21 protein-coding genes and 1 pseudogene are annotated in these 16,608 nt (G+C 65.3%); 12 read left to right on the top strand and 10 right to left on the bottom strand.

Annotation, left to right across the window (positions count from 1 at the left end; translation table 11 throughout):
- Positions 1 to 8 precede the first annotated feature (8 nt).
- Entirely contained in the window at positions 9 to 500 is a 492-nt protein-coding gene (locus ACFC4D_RS26355; protein ID WP_376067405.1) for a hypothetical protein, read from the top strand.
- Positions 501 to 528: 28 nt separating this feature from the next.
- Here the strand turns inward: ACFC4D_RS26355 and ACFC4D_RS26350 are convergent, their stop codons facing one another.
- Positions 529 to 1,554: a fused (3R)-hydroxyacyl-ACP dehydratase subunits HadA/HadB gene (locus ACFC4D_RS26350; RefSeq protein ID WP_376067403.1), complete on the bottom strand. Its 1,026-nt coding sequence runs from the start codon at positions 1,552 to 1,554 to the stop codon at positions 529 to 531.
- A gap of 185 nt (positions 1,555 to 1,739) precedes the next feature.
- Here ACFC4D_RS26350 and ACFC4D_RS26345 point away from each other — a divergent pair, with 185 nt between their 5' ends.
- Positions 1,740 to 2,204 (top strand): DUF4189 domain-containing protein, encoded by a 465-nt coding sequence (locus ACFC4D_RS26345; RefSeq protein ID WP_375960714.1) that lies wholly within the window; start codon positions 1,740 to 1,742, stop codon positions 2,202 to 2,204.
- Between the two features lie 79 nt (positions 2,205 to 2,283).
- Here the strand turns inward: ACFC4D_RS26345 and ACFC4D_RS26340 are convergent, their stop codons facing one another.
- Positions 2,284 to 2,748, bottom strand: coding sequence for a nuclear transport factor 2 family protein (locus tag ACFC4D_RS26340; protein ID WP_376067400.1), 465 nt, complete (start codon positions 2,746 to 2,748; stop codon positions 2,284 to 2,286).
- A 112-nt stretch (positions 2,749 to 2,860) separates the two neighbouring features.
- Here ACFC4D_RS26340 and ACFC4D_RS26335 point away from each other — a divergent pair, with 112 nt between their 5' ends.
- Complete coding sequence (locus ACFC4D_RS26335; protein ID WP_376067398.1) at positions 2,861 to 3,493, top strand: TetR/AcrR family transcriptional regulator; 633 nt, start codon at positions 2,861 to 2,863, stop codon at positions 3,491 to 3,493.
- A 24-nt stretch (positions 3,494 to 3,517) separates the two neighbouring features.
- Here the strand turns inward: ACFC4D_RS26335 and ACFC4D_RS26330 are convergent, their stop codons facing one another.
- A complete protein-coding gene (locus tag ACFC4D_RS26330; protein WP_376067829.1) occupies positions 3,518 to 4,705 on the bottom strand; it encodes a nitric oxide synthase oxygenase in 1,188 nt (395 codons plus the stop codon).
- Between the two features lie 366 nt (positions 4,706 to 5,071).
- Between ACFC4D_RS26330 and ACFC4D_RS26325 the strand changes: the two are divergent.
- The 5 genes and pseudogenes from ACFC4D_RS26325 to ACFC4D_RS26305 all read left to right on the top strand — a co-directional run bounded on the left by ACFC4D_RS26325 (position 5,072) and on the right by ACFC4D_RS26305 (position 8,842).
- Positions 5,072 to 5,424 (top strand): annotated as a pseudogene (locus ACFC4D_RS26325) (gamma-glutamylcyclotransferase family protein).
- A 148-nt stretch (positions 5,425 to 5,572) separates the two neighbouring features.
- Positions 5,573 to 6,052, top strand: coding sequence for an RrF2 family transcriptional regulator (locus tag ACFC4D_RS26320; RefSeq protein WP_376067395.1), 480 nt, complete (start codon positions 5,573 to 5,575; stop codon positions 6,050 to 6,052).
- Positions 6,053 to 6,157: 105 nt separating this feature from the next.
- Positions 6,158 to 7,312, top strand: a complete 1,155-nt coding sequence (locus ACFC4D_RS26315) for an MFS transporter (protein ID WP_376067392.1) — start codon at positions 6,158 to 6,160, stop codon at positions 7,310 to 7,312.
- Positions 7,313 to 7,381: 69 nt separating this feature from the next.
- Positions 7,382 to 7,921: a TerD family protein gene (locus ACFC4D_RS26310; RefSeq protein WP_376067390.1), complete on the top strand. Its 540-nt coding sequence runs from the start codon at positions 7,382 to 7,384 to the stop codon at positions 7,919 to 7,921.
- Positions 7,922 to 8,032: 111 nt separating this feature from the next.
- Complete coding sequence (locus ACFC4D_RS26305) at positions 8,033 to 8,842, top strand: TIGR03619 family F420-dependent LLM class oxidoreductase (RefSeq protein ID WP_376067387.1); 810 nt, start codon at positions 8,033 to 8,035, stop codon at positions 8,840 to 8,842.
- Between the two features lie 124 nt (positions 8,843 to 8,966).
- Here ACFC4D_RS26305 and ACFC4D_RS26300 read toward each other — a convergent pair whose 3' ends face one another.
- Together ACFC4D_RS26300 and ACFC4D_RS26295 are read right to left on the bottom strand one after the other, a co-directional pair.
- On the bottom strand, positions 8,967 to 9,881 hold the full coding sequence (locus tag ACFC4D_RS26300; protein WP_376067385.1) for a D-alanyl-D-alanine carboxypeptidase family protein: 915 nt from the start codon (positions 9,879 to 9,881) through the stop codon (positions 8,967 to 8,969).
- A gap of 52 nt (positions 9,882 to 9,933) precedes the next feature.
- The gene (locus tag ACFC4D_RS26295; protein ID WP_376067383.1) at positions 9,934 to 10,590 is read right to left on the bottom strand and encodes a hypothetical protein; all 657 of its coding nucleotides are present in this window, start codon (positions 10,588 to 10,590) and stop codon (positions 9,934 to 9,936) included.
- An 18-nt stretch (positions 10,591 to 10,608) separates the two neighbouring features.
- Here ACFC4D_RS26295 and ACFC4D_RS26290 point away from each other — a divergent pair, with 18 nt between their 5' ends.
- Positions 10,609 to 10,782, top strand: coding sequence for a hypothetical protein (locus tag ACFC4D_RS26290; protein WP_364651153.1), 174 nt, complete (start codon positions 10,609 to 10,611; stop codon positions 10,780 to 10,782).
- Positions 10,783 to 10,787: 5 nt separating this feature from the next.
- On the opposite strand, the gene ACFC4D_RS26285 is transcribed toward ACFC4D_RS26290, so the two are convergent.
- Positions 10,788 to 11,582 (bottom strand): ATP-grasp domain-containing protein, encoded by a 795-nt coding sequence (locus tag ACFC4D_RS26285; protein ID WP_376067381.1) that lies wholly within the window; start codon positions 11,580 to 11,582, stop codon positions 10,788 to 10,790.
- Between the two features lie 64 nt (positions 11,583 to 11,646).
- Positions 11,647 to 12,147: a hypothetical protein gene (locus tag ACFC4D_RS26280; protein WP_376067379.1), complete on the bottom strand. Its 501-nt coding sequence runs from the start codon at positions 12,145 to 12,147 to the stop codon at positions 11,647 to 11,649.
- Positions 12,148 to 12,597: 450 nt separating this feature from the next.
- Between ACFC4D_RS26280 and ACFC4D_RS26275 the strand changes: the two genes are divergently transcribed.
- The gene (locus ACFC4D_RS26275) at positions 12,598 to 13,764 is read left to right on the top strand and encodes a cytochrome P450 (protein WP_376067377.1); all 1,167 of its coding nucleotides are present in this window, start codon (positions 12,598 to 12,600) and stop codon (positions 13,762 to 13,764) included.
- Between the two features lie 14 nt (positions 13,765 to 13,778).
- On the opposite strand, the gene ACFC4D_RS26270 is transcribed toward ACFC4D_RS26275, so the two are convergent.
- The gene (locus ACFC4D_RS26270; protein WP_376067375.1) at positions 13,779 to 14,243 is read right to left on the bottom strand and encodes a DUF4279 domain-containing protein; all 465 of its coding nucleotides are present in this window, start codon (positions 14,241 to 14,243) and stop codon (positions 13,779 to 13,781) included.
- A gap of 112 nt (positions 14,244 to 14,355) precedes the next feature.
- Here ACFC4D_RS26270 and ACFC4D_RS26265 point away from each other — a divergent pair, with 112 nt between their 5' ends.
- Positions 14,356 to 15,000, top strand: a complete 645-nt coding sequence (locus ACFC4D_RS26265; protein WP_376067373.1) for a TetR/AcrR family transcriptional regulator — start codon at positions 14,356 to 14,358, stop codon at positions 14,998 to 15,000.
- Between the two features lie 5 nt (positions 15,001 to 15,005).
- Here ACFC4D_RS26265 and ACFC4D_RS26260 read toward each other — a convergent pair whose 3' ends face one another.
- The gene (locus tag ACFC4D_RS26260) at positions 15,006 to 15,305 is read right to left on the bottom strand and encodes a transcriptional regulator (protein WP_376067370.1); all 300 of its coding nucleotides are present in this window, start codon (positions 15,303 to 15,305) and stop codon (positions 15,006 to 15,008) included.
- Entirely contained in the window at positions 15,293 to 15,748 is a 456-nt protein-coding gene (locus tag ACFC4D_RS26255; protein ID WP_375957667.1) for a hypothetical protein, read from the bottom strand. Before ACFC4D_RS26255 ends, ACFC4D_RS26260 begins: the two co-directional genes overlap by 13 nt.
- 80 nt (positions 15,749 to 15,828) lie before the next feature.
- On the opposite strand from ACFC4D_RS26255, the gene ACFC4D_RS26250 reads away from it, so the two are divergent.
- Positions 15,829 to 16,575 carry a class I SAM-dependent methyltransferase gene (locus ACFC4D_RS26250; protein ID WP_376067368.1) on the top strand — a complete coding sequence of 249 codons (747 nt, stop codon included), beginning with the start codon at positions 15,829 to 15,831 and terminating at the stop codon, positions 16,573 to 16,575.
- Positions 16,576 to 16,608 lie beyond the last annotated feature (33 nt).

Raw genomic sequence — 16,608 nt, 5'->3', positions numbered from 1 at the left:
TGAACCGAATGCGTTTGCTGTACGGTTCCCGGCTGGTCGGACGCGCCGGGTGGTGGAGCTTCATCGTGGTCTCATGCCTGGTCGGCGGGGTGTGGTGGTTGCCGGACGGCCAGGCCCGGCAGCTCGATTTCGCGTTCATAGGCAACCGATCCGCGGGCACCCTGACCTACGGCACCGGCGACGGAATCCGCCGATATGCCGATTACCAGCCCGCCGGCTGGTTCGGGTCGATCGGCAGCATTTCGACGTTCGGGATGGTCGCATTCATCGTGGTGGTCGCGGCGGCTGTGGTCGAAGCCGCCGCGATCGGCCGGTGGCGGCGTGGCATCGTGACGATCGCGGTGCCGTTCCTATGTCTGCTCCTCGTCGCATGCACACTTCCCGACGGGCGCTGGGGATTTCAGCCGAGTCTGGCGATCTCGGTTTTCGGTGTGCTCATCGCGGTCGCAATCCGCGAGACCTGGGCTCGTCGATCGGTGACCGCCGCCGAGCCCAGATGAGTTGTCCCTGAGGCGAATTGGGAATCGGCTACGTGAGGCGGACATCCATCGTGGCGAGGCCGAAGATCTTGCGCCCGGCCGACTTCGCGATGAGAACCACTGTGGCGGTGTGGGTTTCGGGGTCGATCGATTTGACCTTGCCGCTGAACTCGACGTCACCAGCCGTGCCGGCTTCGATGACGGTGTAGTTCGACAGGCGGGCTCCGAATCGGACAATGGCGCCCGGATCGCCCAGCCAATCGGTGATGAACCCCGCCCCCAGGCCCATGGTCAGCATGCCGTGTGCGATCACATCGGGGAGCCCGGCCAGCGAAGCGACTTCCTCATGCCAGTGGATCGGATTCACATCACCGGCGACGCCCGCGTAGTTCACCAGATCGCCTCGGGTCAGTTTGACCGTCCGCGCCGGTAGCTCATCGCCTACGGCGATATCCTCGAACCGGAGTGCGGTGTGCGGCAACCGCGTTCGTGAGTGCTGCGAATACCGAGCACTCGCCTGTACCGGCTGATCCATCACCGTGTGCGGCACCGCGGACACGGGCGACGACCCGTCCAGACCACTCATGATCACCCCGTCGACCGCATCGCCGATATCGGCCCCGACGTCGTCGCCGGTAATTCCGACGACGGTCGTATGCATGACATGGACGACCTCGCCGGACTGATCGGTGAAGGTATTGGTGATGGTCAGCAGATCCTTACCCGCCACCGTGCGCACCGAGGACAACTCGACATCGCTGGTCAACCGATCCCCTGCGAGCACCGGCTTGTACATCTCGAAAACCTGATCGGTATGCACGAACGTGTCGTACCCGGTCATCACGCTTTCGAGCAGCACCCGATTGGCCCGCATGGCCACGATCGACGCGAACGTCGTAGGCGCGATCAGGCCGTCGTACCCGAGTTCACCGGCGGCCGTCTCGGTCCAATGCGCCGGATGGAAATCCTGCACGGCCCGCGCGTACTCGCGAATCTTCTCCCGCCCGACCTCGTAGTAGTCATCCACGCGATACCGATAACCAACCAGTTCAGCGACATCGAACGCCGTGTCCATCAATCAACCCTTCATCATTCAACCGACTCGGCTCCGAACCTACACATGCGAATTCCCGAGCGGGTGAACTCTTTCCGGCGGAAGCAGTGCGTTATACGCCGCACCTGGCTGATTGGGTGAATTCGGTAGGGATCAGCCATGATTCGTCCGGGTCGGGAAGACGTGTTCACGAAGGAAAGTGCTTGATGAAGTTCATAGGCAAGGCAGTTGTCGCGGTGGCAGCGGTGGGTCTTGCGGGTGGGACAGTGATCGGGGCGGGTACCGCGAATGCGGCTGGGCTGCACGGTGCGATCGCATTCAGCGTCGAGAACTGGAGCTACGGTTCCAGTGTCAATGCGAGCAGTCGCGAGCAGGCGATGGATCTGGCGCTGGCCAATTGCAGTGAAGGCGGCCGTCCAGGCTGCTTCATCGTCGAAGCCTGGTCGAATGGCTGCGGTGCGCTCGTATATCGCAATGATCCGGCCGTCTACGATGGCACGGCTCAATACGCGGCGGGCAGCGGTTCGGGCCGCGACCGCGCGAGCGCGTTGCGCGCCGCCTACGACAGCCTCGCGCGCCACTATCCACGCGCGATGCTGGCAAATGTCGGCTCGGCTGACCTGTCGGCAACGGCGGTCAGCGTTCTGTTCTGCACCGCCAATGCTCGATAAGCGGCGTTAATTCGCCGGCGAATCCATCGGTGACCGCGCCCCCTGCTGTCAATTCGGTTGGGGGCGTGGCGAACCCCGCTCAAACCACTGGAGAACTCTCCGAGAGGGAACGGTCGTCGATCCAGTCGAGCACTTGCTCGCGCTGGGAGAACCGCCAACTCCCTTCCTGTTCGACATAGACGTCGAGGTAGCGCGAGTGCATCACCGCATCGCGCGGCCCAGCGGGAGTTCGATACAGGTGATGCGCTTCGCTATACACCTCTCCGTGCACCTTCCCGTCGACGACGGTGAGGGTCTGCTGGAACATCAGATGCCGCGTGGCCTCGAACATCGAAGTCAGATTCGGCACGATCGTGGCGAAATCGCGCAGTTCTCGATTGCCGGTGCGGCGCGCGATCAGCTCCGGCAGCAGGATCACCGCGTCCGCGTCGAACAGGGCCTCGAGCTCTGGTGACAGGCGTGAGTCGATGGCTCTGGCATAGCGATCCACCAGGTCTCGCAGCGCGAATCGAGTCTCGATATCGAGGGTGTGCAGGGTGGTCATGAGAGTCCTCGCCGTCGAAGTGCCGCCCGGGCGTTAATCCGTCGCGGATGTCATCGGCGATAGTGGCCCGCACAAAATGGACCAGCAAGTCCATTCTGTGTAGAACGGAGGGATGACTCCGCGACCGCTCACTGCCAAGGGGCAGTCGACCAAGGCGCGCATCCTGTCCGCCTGTGGTGCGCTGATCGTGAGCCGCGGCCTCGCGGCAACGACCTTGGACGACGTCTGCGCCGCGACGGGCACCAGCAAAAGCCAGCTCTTCCACTACTTTCCGGGCGGCAAGGACGAGCTGCTGCAATCCCTGGCCCAGCGCGAGGCGGACAGCGCCATGGATCGAATGCGTGCCCGTATCCCAAGTCTGAGCACCTGTGAGGGCTGGTCGCAATGGCGTGACCAGCTCCTGGGCGAATACGATCTGGACCGCAACGACTGCCCCTCGGGACTACTGCTGATCGATCTCGGCCGCGCCGGTTCGGGCGCCCGCGCCGTCATCGCCGAATTCACCGAGCAGCTTCAGCGGGTCGTCGAGTCCGGCATCGAAAGTCTGCAAGCCAATGGCTCGGTCCGAGCCGATCTCGATGCCCGCCGCAGCGCCGCGGCACTGGTAGCGGGCATACACGGCGCGAACGCATTGCTACTCGCCACCGGATCGACAACCTACCTGGCCGCGGCGTTCAATACTGCCATCGAGAATCTCCGGGCCGGTCCGTCTCGAATGGCGGATACGCCAATCGATTTCGGCTGACCGCCGGGGCTCGAATACCTGCCGCTACACCTTATTCGACAGCCCCAGCTTGCGAACCGCGTTGCGCCACAGCGCGCGTCGGTTGGTGGCGTCCGAAGGCTCCGGATGATTGTCGGGCGGGGGCGGCGGCGCATCCCGGCGGACGAAGGCGGGGCGGAGGTCGGGGTTGGGCGGGTCGTAGTAGCGGTGGAAGGTGGGGGTGAGGCTGGCCGAGAGTGGGGGATTGATCCAGGTCCAGTCGGTGGGGCAGGCGCGGCCGGCGGCCTGTTCGCGGTCGACGTGGTCGAGGAACTGGCGGGCCACGGTGTGGTGGTCAACGAGGTGGACGCGGGATCGCTTGTAGCTGAACAGGATTGCGCGGCTGAGTTCGATGAGGGCTTGGTCGCGCCAGAGGGTGCGCTCGTTGCTGCGGTCCAGGCCCATGCGATCGGCGATATCGGGCAGCACGTTGTAGCGGTTGGTATCGCCGAGGTTGCGGCCGATCTCCGAGGAGACGTACCAGCCGTTGAACGGCGCGCAAGCGTAAGTGAGACCGCCTATTTCGAGATCCATGTTCGAAACAGCCGGTACCGCATGCCATTTCAGATCGAGATCGGCGAACCAAGCCAACTCCGGATGGTGCAGCGGCACTTCGAGAACGAGATCGGCGGGCACATCGAAGATCTGGACGCTCTCATCGGGCGACTGAATCAGCAAGGGCAGCACATCGAATCGGCCGCCCTCGCCGCGCCAGCCGTGCTCGTACGCGAGGTCGGTCAGGTCGAGATTGGCCGGATCGCCGACGATGCCCTGCGGGGTGCGGTATCCGGCGTACCGGATGAGCTGCGAATTGATGATGCGGAAGCCGCTGCCGTCGGCGTCGACGGGCGGTCCGATGGTGATGATCGAGCGGACCGCACCCCGGTTGGTGGCCTGGCGCAGATGCTCCCAGCATTCGGCGGCGAGTTCGGCCGGATTGGTCGCGGTGCGCGCATCGCGGACATCGAGCGCGCGCCAGTGTCTTCGGCCCACGCATCGATCATGGTTGCGCCAGGCGAGTTTGGTGCCGATGCGCAATTCGTCGAGGGTGTGCCAGTAGGTCCCGGCGGCGCGCAACCGGCGGGTCGCATCGGCCCCCCGCCCGGGTTCCAGATGCACTAGTTCGGGCTCGGCGAAGAAGCGCGCGCACTCCTGAACGCGGTCCTCGATCGGTGTCACCCGGCGCGCCAGCATCGTGTGCGCCGGTGTGTTGCGGTACGGGCAAACAAGTTCGGCCGCAGCTACGAGATCGGACTGCGCGGCCACGGTATGGGTCGTCATCGAACCGGTGCCTCCGTGGGTTGTGCCGGTGGCGGCCCGCATGCATGACCGCCTGCTTCACCTTCCCCCTCCCGCAGACCAATATCGCACGGTTGTGCCTGAGATTTGCCCGAAATCACCGATAAGAACTGGAACTACGGTCGGCAAATCTCCAGCGACACAAGCGATCTGTCATGACCAGCCGTGCCAGCGACGGAACTTCAGTCGGTTTCCCGGGCGCCGGGCATCACGCCGGAGCCGCTCGACAAGATCGGATTCCGCCGTGTATCCATGGCATTCATGAGCGAGATTCTGCTGTTCTCGTACGGCACACTGCGACAGCCCGAAGTGCAGCGCACGGTCTTCGGCCGCGAACTACCCGGGCATCCCGACGAGATCATCGGGTACGAACTGGGCGAGGTCACCATCACCGATCCGCAGGTGATCGCCACCAGTGGCAGTGCCGTGCACCCGATGCTGGTGCCCAATGCCGAGTCCCCCGGTGTGCCCGGCACGGTATTCGCGATCTCGGCCGCCGACCTGGCGGCGGCGGATGCCTACGAGTCTCCGACTACAAGCGTGTGCTCGTGCCCCTGCGCTCCGGTGACAAGGCGTGGGTGTACGTGCTCGCCGCGACGGACTCGGCCCGATAGCTCAGGGCCACAGCGGATTTCACCATTAGGAAGTACCAACCGGTCGGCCTGCCGAACGGTCGCGGAGGTCCTCGATGCCGCGTGTTCCTCGCATCGGTCAGTGAAACACGCCTTGAGTTGACCAACCGGGATATGTAATGTCCCGGTTATGAAGATGAGCGAGGGCGTCGAGTGGGGGCTGCACTGTTGCGTACTGCTGCACTGGCTCGAGGATCAATGGCCCGCGCCCACGGCTCGTCTGGCCGCGCAATTCGAACTGCCTCCGGAGTACTTGAAGAAGCGGTTGCAGACGCTCGTTCGCGCGGGAATCCTCGAATCCATTCCGGGCGCGCAAGGGGGTTATCAGCTGGCCCGCACACCCGATCGCATCACACTGATGGACGTGGTGGCGGCTATGGACGGACGCGAGGATGCGTTCCGGTGCACCGAGATTCGTCAGCGCGGTGCCGGGGCCGAGGCGAATCCGGCGGAGTTCAAACGACCCTGCGGCATTTCCAGCGCCATGCGCCGCGCCGAGTTGGCATGGCGGCGTGAGCTGGCCGCGACCACCCTGGCGGACGTGATCGCCGAGACTCCGGCACCAGCTCGCCGCCGAGCCTTGGCGTTCTACGAGCGTCTCGGCAACTAGTACCCAGCCCGGCTGCGGCCGGGCTTTTTCGAGAGGAGAACCGGGATGTTGAATATCCCGATTAAGCGCCGGAATGCGACCGCGGAGTCCGCTCCGCAGCATGGCTTGAGTGCGACCCTGATCCTGGCACTGGGAACGTTCGCGGTTGGTACGGATGCCTTCGTTCTGGCGGGCTTCCTACCCGATACCGCGAGATCGCTGCACGTGTCGACCGCGACCGCAGGGCAGTCGGTGACGGTATTCGCCGCCGCCTACGCGCTGCTGTCACCGATCGTCGCGACACTGACCTCGAGAATCGGGCGGCGGCCGCTACTGGTGGCCGCGCTGCTCGTGCTCGCGCTGGCCAATCTCGGATCGGCGTTGTCTCCGACCTTCGCGGTGCTGCTGGTGACCAGAGTGCTGGCCGCAGCTGGTGCGGCGGCATTCACGCCAAATGCCGGTGCCGCAGCGGCCTCGCTGGTCGCCCCGCATCTGCGTGCGCGCGCCCTGGCGGTGGTGGTGGGCGGGCTGACCATTGCGACCGCACTCGGTGTACCGCTGGGCACCCTGATCGGCGCCTGGATGGGCTGGCGCTGGGCGCTGGGCTTGGTCGCACTGGTCTGTCTGCTGGTCGCCGCAGGCGTCGCGGCCGTCATGCCGGACCTGCCCGGCAGCCCCCGCGTGCCGTTGCGCAGTCGCCTGGCGGTGCTGCGCGAGCCCGCGGTGCTCGCGGTACTGCCGCTGACCCTGCTCGGTATGGCGGCGGCCTACATCCTCTACGCCTATGCCGTACCCGCCCTGAGCGCCGTCGGCATCACCGGTTCGGCCACCGCGTGGATGCTCGCGCTCTACGGAATCGGTGCCATCGCAGGCAATCTCGGCGGTGGCTACGCCACGGACCGCTGGTCCACCACCCGAGTACTCGTCGCCGGTTACTTCACCATGGCGGCGGCAATGGTGATCTGGTCGGCCCTGGCAGCCACGCACACCGACGCGCCAATCCTCATGGGCGGGTTGATGATCGCCTGGGGCGCGGCCAGCTGGTGCCAAACCCCACCCCAGCAACACAGACTCATCACCGCCGCACCTCAGGAAGCACCCCTGGTAATCGCCCTGAACGCCTCCGCCATCTACCTCGGCATCGGCGCGGGCACCCTGCTCGGCGGACTGACCACCCCCGCCGGAACGGCGACGATGGCGGCAACCGCTGCGGCACTGGCGATTGCGGCACTCGGTTATCTATTGCTTACCGGCAGCCGAAAGGTGAACACCTCGAATTGATCAGTGCCACCGGTGTTCCCGCGCCTTTTCGGATTGCGCACGCGGCCGTCCTACGGCATCTTTGCAATGGTGACACAACCGCTTCGTGATGATCAGGGCACCGAAATCGTCTATCTCCGATTTGGTTTGGGCTGGGATCCGGCCCGCCGCAAACTCTGGGGCAAAACCTCCGAAATCGATCTGAATGTCGCGGCGATGATCTACAGCGACACCGATCTCGTCGATGTCGTCTACCACGAGCAGATGCTCTCCGCCGACACCTCGGTGCGCCTGCACGGCGACAACCTCACCGGGGAGGGTCCCGGCGACGACGAAATCATCACCGTCGACCTGACCCGCGTCCCTCCCGCCGTCACCGCCATCATCTTCGTGGTCACCTGCTACACCGGCCAGCCCCTAGCCCGAGTCGAAAACGCCTTCTGCCGCATGGTGAATAGCGCCACCGCCACCGAACTCGCCCACTACGACATCGCCACCGTCCCCGGCACCGGGTTCATCATGGGCGGCCTATTCCGCCCCACCGGTGCCTGGGAATTCCGCGAGATCAACCGCGGCATCGCCGCCAAACACCCGGTGGAGGCAACCGCCGAAATCCTCGGCCACCTCTAGCGGAAATCTCGAAAGCCCCCACGGCGGAATAGATTTCGATTCCTCGGACTTTTCGGCACAATCGCCAGGTTGTGCCGTATGGAAACCGCTGCCCACCCCGAGGAATCTTCCATGCGCCTGCACGTCGTACTTCCCGACGAATCAGCCACGATGCCCATGTCCACGCTCGTGGAACTCGCCCGGCAGGCAGAGGAATTGGGGTTCGCGGGCATCTGGCTCCCCGACCATCTCCTGCCTCCGAGCGACTACGGCCCGGTGTACGGCGGGGTCTACGAACCCCTGACAACACTCGCCTACCTGGCCGCGGCCACCAACCGCGTCGTCCTCGGTACATCGGTGCTCATCCTGCCCCTGCGCGAGCCCATCCTGCTGGCCAAACAAGCCGCGACTCTCGCCCACGTGAGCGGCGGCCGATTCATCCTCGGCGTCGGCACCGGCTGGGAATCCTACGAATTCGATGCCGTAGGAGCGGATTTCGCAACCCGCGGTGCCGCAACCACCGCAGCGCTACACCTGATCCGCCAGCTGCACACCGGCTCATACGCCGACGAACCCCACACCTTCGACGCCCGCGCAGTCTTCCAACCCGAACCCGAAACCCCGGTCCCCGTCCTAATCGGCGGAAACTCCGACGCGGCCCTACGCCGAGCCGCCCTCCTCGGCGATATGTGGCAGTCCGTCGGCCTCACTCCCACAGAATTCGTCGCCCGTCGAAATCGCCTGCGGGAATTGGGCGGCGACGCGGTATCAGCGGGAGCCCGCGACTCCTGGGACGACAACGCCCACCCGGTCGACGACCTGATCGACCGAATCCAAGAGTGGAACAAAGCCGGTGCCGACGACCTGGCACTGCATTTCGGCCCGGTCGATGGATTCGGTGAACGCATGCACACCCTCGCCGCCGCTTTACGACACTTGTGACCGACGGCGACGATTGCGCCGTCGCCTTCGTACCCACCGGCCGAGCGGAACTGCTGAATCAGCTCGGCGCTGCCGCAGGTCAGCGCGTCCGCACCATTGGGGAGTTCGGTGCGGAGTGCCCCCACTAGCCGATGGGGAGCGCGCTCAGAATCGGGTTGTACGCCCAATTCAGCATGCGCTCGGCGTCCTCCTTCGCCGCGCGCCCGCTACCCGGCGAGCTGTGCAGCACGACCCCGATCAGCGGGATTCCCGCACGGACGGTCTCGAAGAGCAGGCACGCCCCGGCTGCGTCGGTGGACCCGGTCTTGATGCCCAAGGTGCCCGGGTATGCGCGCAGCAGCAGATTCGTGGTCTCCCAGAGGTGATCGCGATTGGCCGGGCCGGCGGGCACGTGATAGTTCTGCGTGCCGACGACCTCGCGGAACACCGGCGACATCATCGCCCGCAGGGCGAGGCTCACCAGATTCGCGGGCGTGGAGTAGGTGGAGCCGTCAGTGGGATTGGGCAGCCCGCTGGGATCGGTGAAATTGGTTGCGGCCAAGCCCATTTGGCGCGCGGTATCGTTCATCCGGCCGATGAATGCGTCCTGGCCGGGGCCGTATGCTTCGGCGATGGTGTAGGCCGCGTCGCAACCCGATGGCAACATCAGCGCGTACAGCAGTTGCCGGGTGGTCAGCACCTCACCGGCGGCCAGGCCCGCGGTGCTGCCGTCGTAACTGATGCAGTACGAGATGCTTTCCGCCGGAACGGTGATGGCACGCTCGAGATCGCCGCTATTGATTGCGATCAAGGCCGTCATCACCTTGGCGATGCTGGCGATCGGCGCCGGGGTGTTCGCCTCCCGCGACCACAGCATCGTGCCGGTGATGCCATCCGCGAGCGCGGCTCCGGGTGCCTGCACGCCGTCGGGTTCGGATGTCGGCCAAGGCAACTGGGTGTGCGGAGCGCTCGCGGCGGGCGCGGCCGCGACCCCTTGACCGGCCACCACCACCAGCGCCCCGACGACGACAGCCCGCAACAAGGGGGCAAATGTTCGCATGGGCGATATTCTGCCTCCGGCACGGCCTCGGAGCCGGGATTGATCGGCCCGATCAGCGAGCCGCGGGCACCTTCACCCCGATTTCGCCACCGAGCTGATATCCGCCCTCCAAACGCAGGTTGTCGCCACTCCAAAACCGGCCCGGGTCATACCAGTTGGGGCGTTTCTCCGGCAGCAAGCCCATGGCCTGATACGTCATGGCGACGATCTCGGCGCAGTAGGCGTTCTCCAGACCGGCGTCGGAAGGGCGCGCTTCGGCCCGTTTCGGCCACGGCACCCGTCCCCGGAACCAGCGCCCGGCCAGCGCGCTGGTCGACGGGAATGGCATCCCGTCCAGCCGCGCCACCGTGCGCAGCGCGGCGTCCTCCATCTCGCGGGTGACCGGCCGATCCAGTTGGCGAATCCACGCCTGCTGCTCGTATTCGTTCGACCACCGCATCACCGCCGCCCGCAGATCGTGCAATTGCGCACCGCGATGGTGGTTTCCGGACCAGATATCCGGTAGCGCCCGGCCCAACTCGGCATGCCAGATCAGCGCGGGTAGATCATCGACCACCACCGCCATCCCGACATGATTGACCGGGCTATTGGTCAGGCCGCGGATCGCCCGATCCGCCCCGGAATGCCCAAGGAACAACCACAAATCACCCGTCCGGGTGAGCTCGACCGCTTCATCCAAACCGACACTCGACAGCGCTTCGCGTGACACAGCGACTAGCCTAGGCGGATGCGCTGGTGGAAGGTACTCGGATTGGCAGGTGCGGCGGGTGTCGCGACGACCGGAGTCATCATCGTCCGGTCCGAACGAAAACGACGCGCCTATACCCCGGACCAGGTCCGGGATCGTCTGCACGCCCGGCTCAGCGAGCAGCCCGAGTCGGCCGGTGACACTCAGGGCTGAATCGGTCAGATGAGGTCGGCGCTGGGCGCGGCCCAGCGAATATCGTTGCCGGACAGTTCGGTCCGCGGAATACATCCGCGAGCAAGCACCTCGAGCACCAGTTCGGGGTCGCACCCGTACACCCCGGCACCGAACGCGCTGTTGGCCTCCACGACAGCCCAGCCTCGGCCCTCGATGAGACCGATGTCGACGACAATCGCGGGCGGAGTCGGAACCTCCGCGAACAACCGCTCCGCGCAGGCCCGCACCGCATCGGCTTCGGCCGAGGTCATCGGCCAGCCCCCGTCGTCGGCGCGCGCGAGTTCGCCATCACGCAGGTAAGGCGACATGGTAAGCACCGCCGCATCTTTGATGAAGCACCGAAACTCCGCCTCCCATCGCACAGGTTCGGCAATCAATACCGGTGTCTCATCCGGGCACGCCTGTGCCGACGGCAGCCCCTGACCGTCGCGATACACCGCCCCCGCAAACCCCTTACGCCCGTCCGCCGGTTTGACGAATACCGGGTCAGCCGATCGCCGCGCCTCCCCGAGTGTCGACACCCGAATATCCCGCTGCCGCAATGACATCGGCAGATCAGGCAGCCATTCCTTCGGCGCATCGAGTAGTGCGATCCCCAGCTGAGCCGCGATCACCTCGGCGAACAACGGCTCCCCGTAAAGCGCTCCCACACTGTCTGTTTGGCCTTCGGGAACGCGCCAGCCGCCCAGCCGCAACACATTCCATCCGGCCCGAATAGCTGCCGCCCGCATAACGCGCGAATCGTCGGAATAACGCGGAGACAAGATCAAGGTAGACATCGCCTGCGAGTGTAGCCAGCGTTGCGGGGCTCGCCTGGGTCCTGCGACGGGCAACCCGAATCGCCTATCGCGGAGGGCCTTCCGCCGCGATGAGGTGGATCGTATCGTCGTGAATATCGGCGAATGCGTATCCGGTGGACCAGACTTCCAGCAGAGCGGCGAAGGGATTCGGAAGGTCCGCCAGAAGGTGCCCGACCGCCTGGGGACAGTCGATCGATGACGGAACGACAAATTCCCGCTCCGCCAGTAGGCACCACGCCCGGCTCAATGTCAGATGCCAGGCGGCGCGCTCCAGGAAGAGGGAGCGCGGGTCGGTGCACAGCAGACCCGGACCCAGCGCTCCGAACAGCGCCCACCACTCGCTGAAAGTCCACTGGTCTCGAAGGAGTTTTACCAGCACCTCGGCCCGCGGATGCGGGTTGGTGTCACGGTTCGGACGGTTCACCGGGCCACCGATCCGCCACACAATCCGGTCCGTTTTCGGCACACCCCATACTGCGAGGCGTTCGATCGCCGTGCGTGCGGCGCCTTCCGCCCGCATCACGCCTTCGACGTCGAGCGTCAATGCGATGACCGCAGCCGCCGGTGGCGAGTCGACGATCGGAGAATCCAGCAGGATTTGGCCAACCGTGCCGCACTCACCGCAGGTGAAGGCGTCTTCCTCCCAGTCATCCTCGGCCGAGGTGTAGCCGCCGACAGTGCCTCGCCCCTTGCAGCGGGAGCAGGTCGCGAGTTCGGCTACCTGGAATCTCCGGCGCGGATCCCCGTCCAACGCGGTCGGTCGCGCGGCCCGTGCCGGGCGCATGACTTGCTCGAATAGTCGCTGACGTTCCATCTGTCCGTCCATGACGCCCCCCGAATAGCTCGTGGTGACCACATCGATCGATCACTCGAATGCACCATAACGCCCTTCGCCCCGGCCGAATGCGCCGATTTACGCCATCTCCCGCGCCTCGAGCGGGACCATGAGTACCGGGCCGCAGCAACCGCCTGGCCGTATGGGAAAGAGATGCCTGTGAAGCCGTCCGACCTGCCCCGTGATCCACGCTTCTACACCGCGGCTGAGCCGTTCGAGGAGCAGGGGATGCTGCATTTCACCCGGATGGCGGACGTCGTCGAGATCTTCCGGTTGGAGAAGAAGGGCGCGTTCACAACGGATTTCAGCTATCTGCTGGAGTTTGTCGGGGGGATGGGGGTGCCGATGCCGGAGCGGCCGCATCTGAACATGTTGTTTCCGTGGACGCGGGGTGAGACGCGAGCGGACGGGTCGCCGGGCAGACACGCGGTGCTGCACGAGCTCCTCGCCAAGCATTTCGGTAAGCACTCGATCGCCGAGCTGGAACCGACGGTTCGTGATTTGGCCGCGAGGGGAGTGCGTGAAGGAGTCGAAAACTCCTCGGGTGACTTCGATTTGGTGGAGTTCGCGAGCACTCTGTCCTCGCGGGCGGTCTCGTCACTGCTGGGGCTGCCGCTGGATGTGGCCACCATCGTCCGGGAGGAGGTCGAAGCCTACGAGAAACGCCCGGGATTCGAGGCCCTCGAACCGGAGTCGCCCGCCCTGCGCTCGTTCTTCCAAGGACTGTTCGACAACCAGCCCGAAGACGGTCTGCTGGCGGATCTTTCGGCCGCCCACGCCGCGGGCACCATCGACGTGGACGAGCGCGACGCCCTGGTCTGGGGCTGCTGGGCAGCCGGACTGAGCACCACCGCGACCGCCATCTGCCTGCTCATCGGCCTCGGCATCGAACTCGACTTACTCCCCGCCGCAGCCACCGCCGACGAACAATGGCTGGATGCGGTGGCTCACGAAACCCTGCGCTACGCAACCCCCTTCACCCTGGTACCGATGTTCGCCACCCGCGACATCACCCTCACCAACGGCGTGAACCTCCAAGCCGCCCAACCAATCCAACTCGCCCTATCCGCCGCCAACCGCGACCCGGCAGTCTTCGGCCCCGACGCCGACACCTTCCAGCCCGGTCGCCCCCACGCCCACATCGCCTTCGGACTCGGCATGCACTGGTGCCTCGGCGACAGCCTCGCCCGCCTCGAAATGCGCACCGCACTCAGGGAACTAGCCCGAACCCTCACCCCAGCCACCATCCGGGAATGGCACCGCGACGCCGGTCTGCTCGACCGCGTCGCCGTCGCCCGACTCGACTTCCGGCCGACCGCAGTGTGATTCGCGCACGTCGACTACTCATCCTCGGCACCACTCAGGTCGTACTCGTCGACATCGAGACTGGATCCGGTCGATGTCAGGAACTCCAGCACCGGCACCGACAGATTCCATCCCAATGGTCGCGGCCAATTCCGTACTTCGCTCGAGGGTGTTCCACCCGGCGCAGCCCGGACACCGTCTGGATCATGGAAGTACCGGACGACCTGCATCACCGAGTACACGTCCTCCTCTCGGCACAGCGAGATCACCTTGTCCCGAATCGGATTCAGTCTGTCGATCAGATGCTGGATCTGATCATCGATACTCTCATCGGACGTACGGACGATCCGCCAGTCGCCACTTCGATCAACGGCCTTCCTGGCTGATCGGCTGATTCTGCCCGGCTGTTCGTCCGGTGCAATCCCCAGGCGTGCGGTCAAATCCGCAGTCGACAAGTTGAAGGAATGGACCTTGAAATAGCAGTACTGACGGGTCTTCATGGGCGTGATCCCACCACGCACCCGGGACGGGCCGCGAGCCGATAACCATCGGAGCGGTTGGATCACGTTCAATCAGAACGGAGCATTCCGTTTCAGCTGCTAGCCTGGAGTCATGCCGATAACACCCGATACCTCACCTCGCCCGGCCCTATCCGGCCGAAAGGCGCGGGCGACTCGCAATGACGAACTGATCTTGGACGCCGCCCGCGAGGTCTTCCTGGCCGATGCCCACGCACCGATCGCCGCTGTCGCGGAGCGGGCAGGGGTGGGAATCGGCGCGCTGTATCGGCGCTACCCGAGCAAGGAAGCGCTGCTGCGAACCCTCTGCTCCGAGGGCCTGCGCCGCTACAATCTGGAAGCCGATACGGCACTGCGGAATTCGGATGGATGGCAAGGTCTGGTCGACTTCCTGCAACGAGTCGTCGAGGCCGACGTGCACTCGCTGACGGTGCATCTCGCGGGCGAATTCACCCCGGACGAGTCGATCCTGCCGGTCGTCACACGCCCAGCCGAAGCCAACGACGAGATCGTGCGCCGCGCACACGCCACCGGACGCCTGCGTCCCGGCGTCACCGCGCAGGACCTGGGCCTGATTCTGGAATCGTGCGCCGCCATCACGACATCCGATCCGGAGCGCACCGCGCAGCTGCGTCGTCGGCTGCTTGCCATGCTGGTGACGGGTCTGACCGTGGAGGGTGAACTACCTGGCCCACCGCCTGGACCGGCCGAGTTCGCCTGGCGTTGGCAGCGGCGGTAATCCGGTCAGGAACCTGCTTCGCCTGCCATCCGTGTCAGCCGGGTCAGCGCCGCGAGATGTGCGTGATATGCGGTGCGGCCCTTGTAGGTAAGAGCCAGCCAGGTCTTCGGCTTGCGACCGTCGTAACCCTTGGTGACCTTGATATATCCGGCAGACTCGAGCAGTGTCATCGCCTTGGACAGCGTCGACTTGTTCAGCTCGCACAGCTCGGTGATGACCAGGAATTCGGCCTCGGTGCATCCGTCGAGGAATGCCACGAGCTTGAGCCGCGGCAGGGAGGCGAACAGTTCGTTCAGTTGATCCACGGCATGGTCCGAGGCCGTGCCTGTGTCATCCAAATCCATCCACCCGCAATCACTCCGGCCAAACCGCACAGCCATCCGTACAACGCCGGAAACGCGAGACCAAGCATAGGCACCATCGGTGCCAGCACCACCACGACCAGGATCAGCTTCCACATCGAGACCGGCGCCGGGACCAGACCCCGCTCGCGCCGGACCCTGGCCAGCCAGCGTGAAACCCCGAAAAACGCTGCCAGCGAGAGGGCTCCGCCGATCAATCCGATGAGGTTGAGCGCGCTGGTGAAGTCGGTCTGGGCCTCGGCCATGCCGAAGAGTGCGACGCCGAATCCGGCGAACAGCCCGGCCGCGACGGGTCCCCAGGTGGGTAGCTCGGCGGCATCGTGAGCCTGACGGGTGGCCGCGGCGGCGATTTCCAGCGCCTGCTCCGGCGTGTGCATGTCGTGCATGAACCGACCGTATATCAACTGGTTTCCATTCGCCAACCAGTTTCCCAACTCGAACGGATTTCGCGGGTACGGTACCGAATATGCTCGACTACGACATCGAGGCCGCGACCTACGACCGAACTCGGGGCGGCGACGAGCGGGCAGCGGCTGCCGCCGAAGCTGTGCGCACGTTACTGCCCGCCGACGCGCGCACGGTGGTAGACGTGGCATGCGGAACCGGAATCGTCAGCACCCGACTGCGCGCCCCCGACCGCATCGTCCTGGGCGTCGACCTCTCGGCAGGCATGCTCGAATACGCACGCCCGCGACTGGACGGCGCGGTCGTGCGCGCCGATGCGACGAGCCTCCCCATCTCCGCCGCGACCGTCGACGCGGTCCTGTTCATGTGGTTTCTGCACCTGGTTGGACCCGAAATCGCCGAACAATCGATCGCCGAAGCCGCCCGCATTCTGCGACCGGGCGGGGTGGTGATGGCCACGGTCGACAAGGAATTCGCCGTCTATGGCACCCCGAGCGATCTGGCCACGATCATCGAACCCGTCCACCGCATGCTCGTGACCGAAACATCCGATGCCCCAACACGATTAACCGAAGTCGGCCATCGTCACGGTCTCCAACCGGCTGGGCAAGCCACATACACCGGACACGGCCAAGGGCGCTCGCCCCGCCAACTGCTCGGTGCGTTGCCGCACATCGCCTGGTTCCAGCGACTGGACGACGACGCCGCGGCCGATCTCCAGTCCAGGATCGTCGCACTACCCGATCAGGACGAGCCTCGCCCCGACCCGGTGTATCGCATTGCGCGCCTGCGGAAAACGTCCTCCTGACGCACTCCGGTGTTGCCCGGAGCGGATATTCGC

The sequence above is a fragment of the Nocardia sp. NPDC056000 genome, assembly GCF_042269265.1.
Classification (GTDB): domain Bacteria; phylum Actinomycetota; class Actinomycetes; order Mycobacteriales; family Mycobacteriaceae; genus Nocardia.
The sequence above is the reverse complement of the archived record's forward strand: the minus strand, read 5'-3'. Positions and strand labels throughout refer to the sequence as shown.

What these genes read in the sequence shown, in the direction of transcription:
- ACFC4D_RS26335 (WP_376067398.1), top strand. Translation starts at nt 2,861, where the DNA reads ATGACTCCGCGACCGCTCACTGCCAAGGGGCAGTCGACCAAGGCGCGC.
- ACFC4D_RS26285 (WP_376067381.1), bottom strand. Translation starts at nt 11,582, where the DNA reads ATGTCTACCTTGATCTTGTCTCCGCGTTATTCCGACGATTCGCGCGTT.
- ACFC4D_RS26250 (WP_376067368.1), top strand. Translation starts at nt 15,829, where the DNA reads ATGCTCGACTACGACATCGAGGCCGCGACCTACGACCGAACTCGGGGC.
- ACFC4D_RS26320 (WP_376067395.1), top strand. Translation starts at nt 5,573, where the DNA reads ATGAAGATGAGCGAGGGCGTCGAGTGGGGGCTGCACTGTTGCGTACTG.
- ACFC4D_RS26255 (WP_375957667.1), bottom strand. Translation starts at nt 15,748, where the DNA reads ATGCACGACATGCACACGCCGGAGCAGGCGCTGGAAATCGCCGCCGCG.
- ACFC4D_RS26290 (WP_364651153.1), top strand. Translation starts at nt 10,609, where the DNA reads ATGCGCTGGTGGAAGGTACTCGGATTGGCAGGTGCGGCGGGTGTCGCG.
- ACFC4D_RS26300 (WP_376067385.1), bottom strand. Translation starts at nt 9,881, where the DNA reads ATGCGAACATTTGCCCCCTTGTTGCGGGCTGTCGTCGTCGGGGCGCTG.
- ACFC4D_RS26355 (WP_376067405.1), top strand. Translation starts at nt 9, where the DNA reads ATGCGTTTGCTGTACGGTTCCCGGCTGGTCGGACGCGCCGGGTGGTGG.
- ACFC4D_RS26265 (WP_376067373.1), top strand. Translation starts at nt 14,356, where the DNA reads ATGCCGATAACACCCGATACCTCACCTCGCCCGGCCCTATCCGGCCGA.
- ACFC4D_RS26345 (WP_375960714.1), top strand. Translation starts at nt 1,740, where the DNA reads ATGAAGTTCATAGGCAAGGCAGTTGTCGCGGTGGCAGCGGTGGGTCTT.
- ACFC4D_RS26340 (WP_376067400.1), bottom strand. Translation starts at nt 2,748, where the DNA reads ATGACCACCCTGCACACCCTCGATATCGAGACTCGATTCGCGCTGCGA.
- ACFC4D_RS26330 (WP_376067829.1), bottom strand. Translation starts at nt 4,705, where the DNA reads ATGCTGGCGCGCCGGGTGACACCGATCGAGGACCGCGTTCAGGAGTGC.
- ACFC4D_RS26305 (WP_376067387.1), top strand. Translation starts at nt 8,033, where the DNA reads ATGCGCCTGCACGTCGTACTTCCCGACGAATCAGCCACGATGCCCATG.
- ACFC4D_RS26270 (WP_376067375.1), bottom strand. Translation starts at nt 14,243, where the DNA reads ATGAAGACCCGTCAGTACTGCTATTTCAAGGTCCATTCCTTCAACTTG.
- ACFC4D_RS26350 (WP_376067403.1), bottom strand. Translation starts at nt 1,554, where the DNA reads ATGGACACGGCGTTCGATGTCGCTGAACTGGTTGGTTATCGGTATCGC.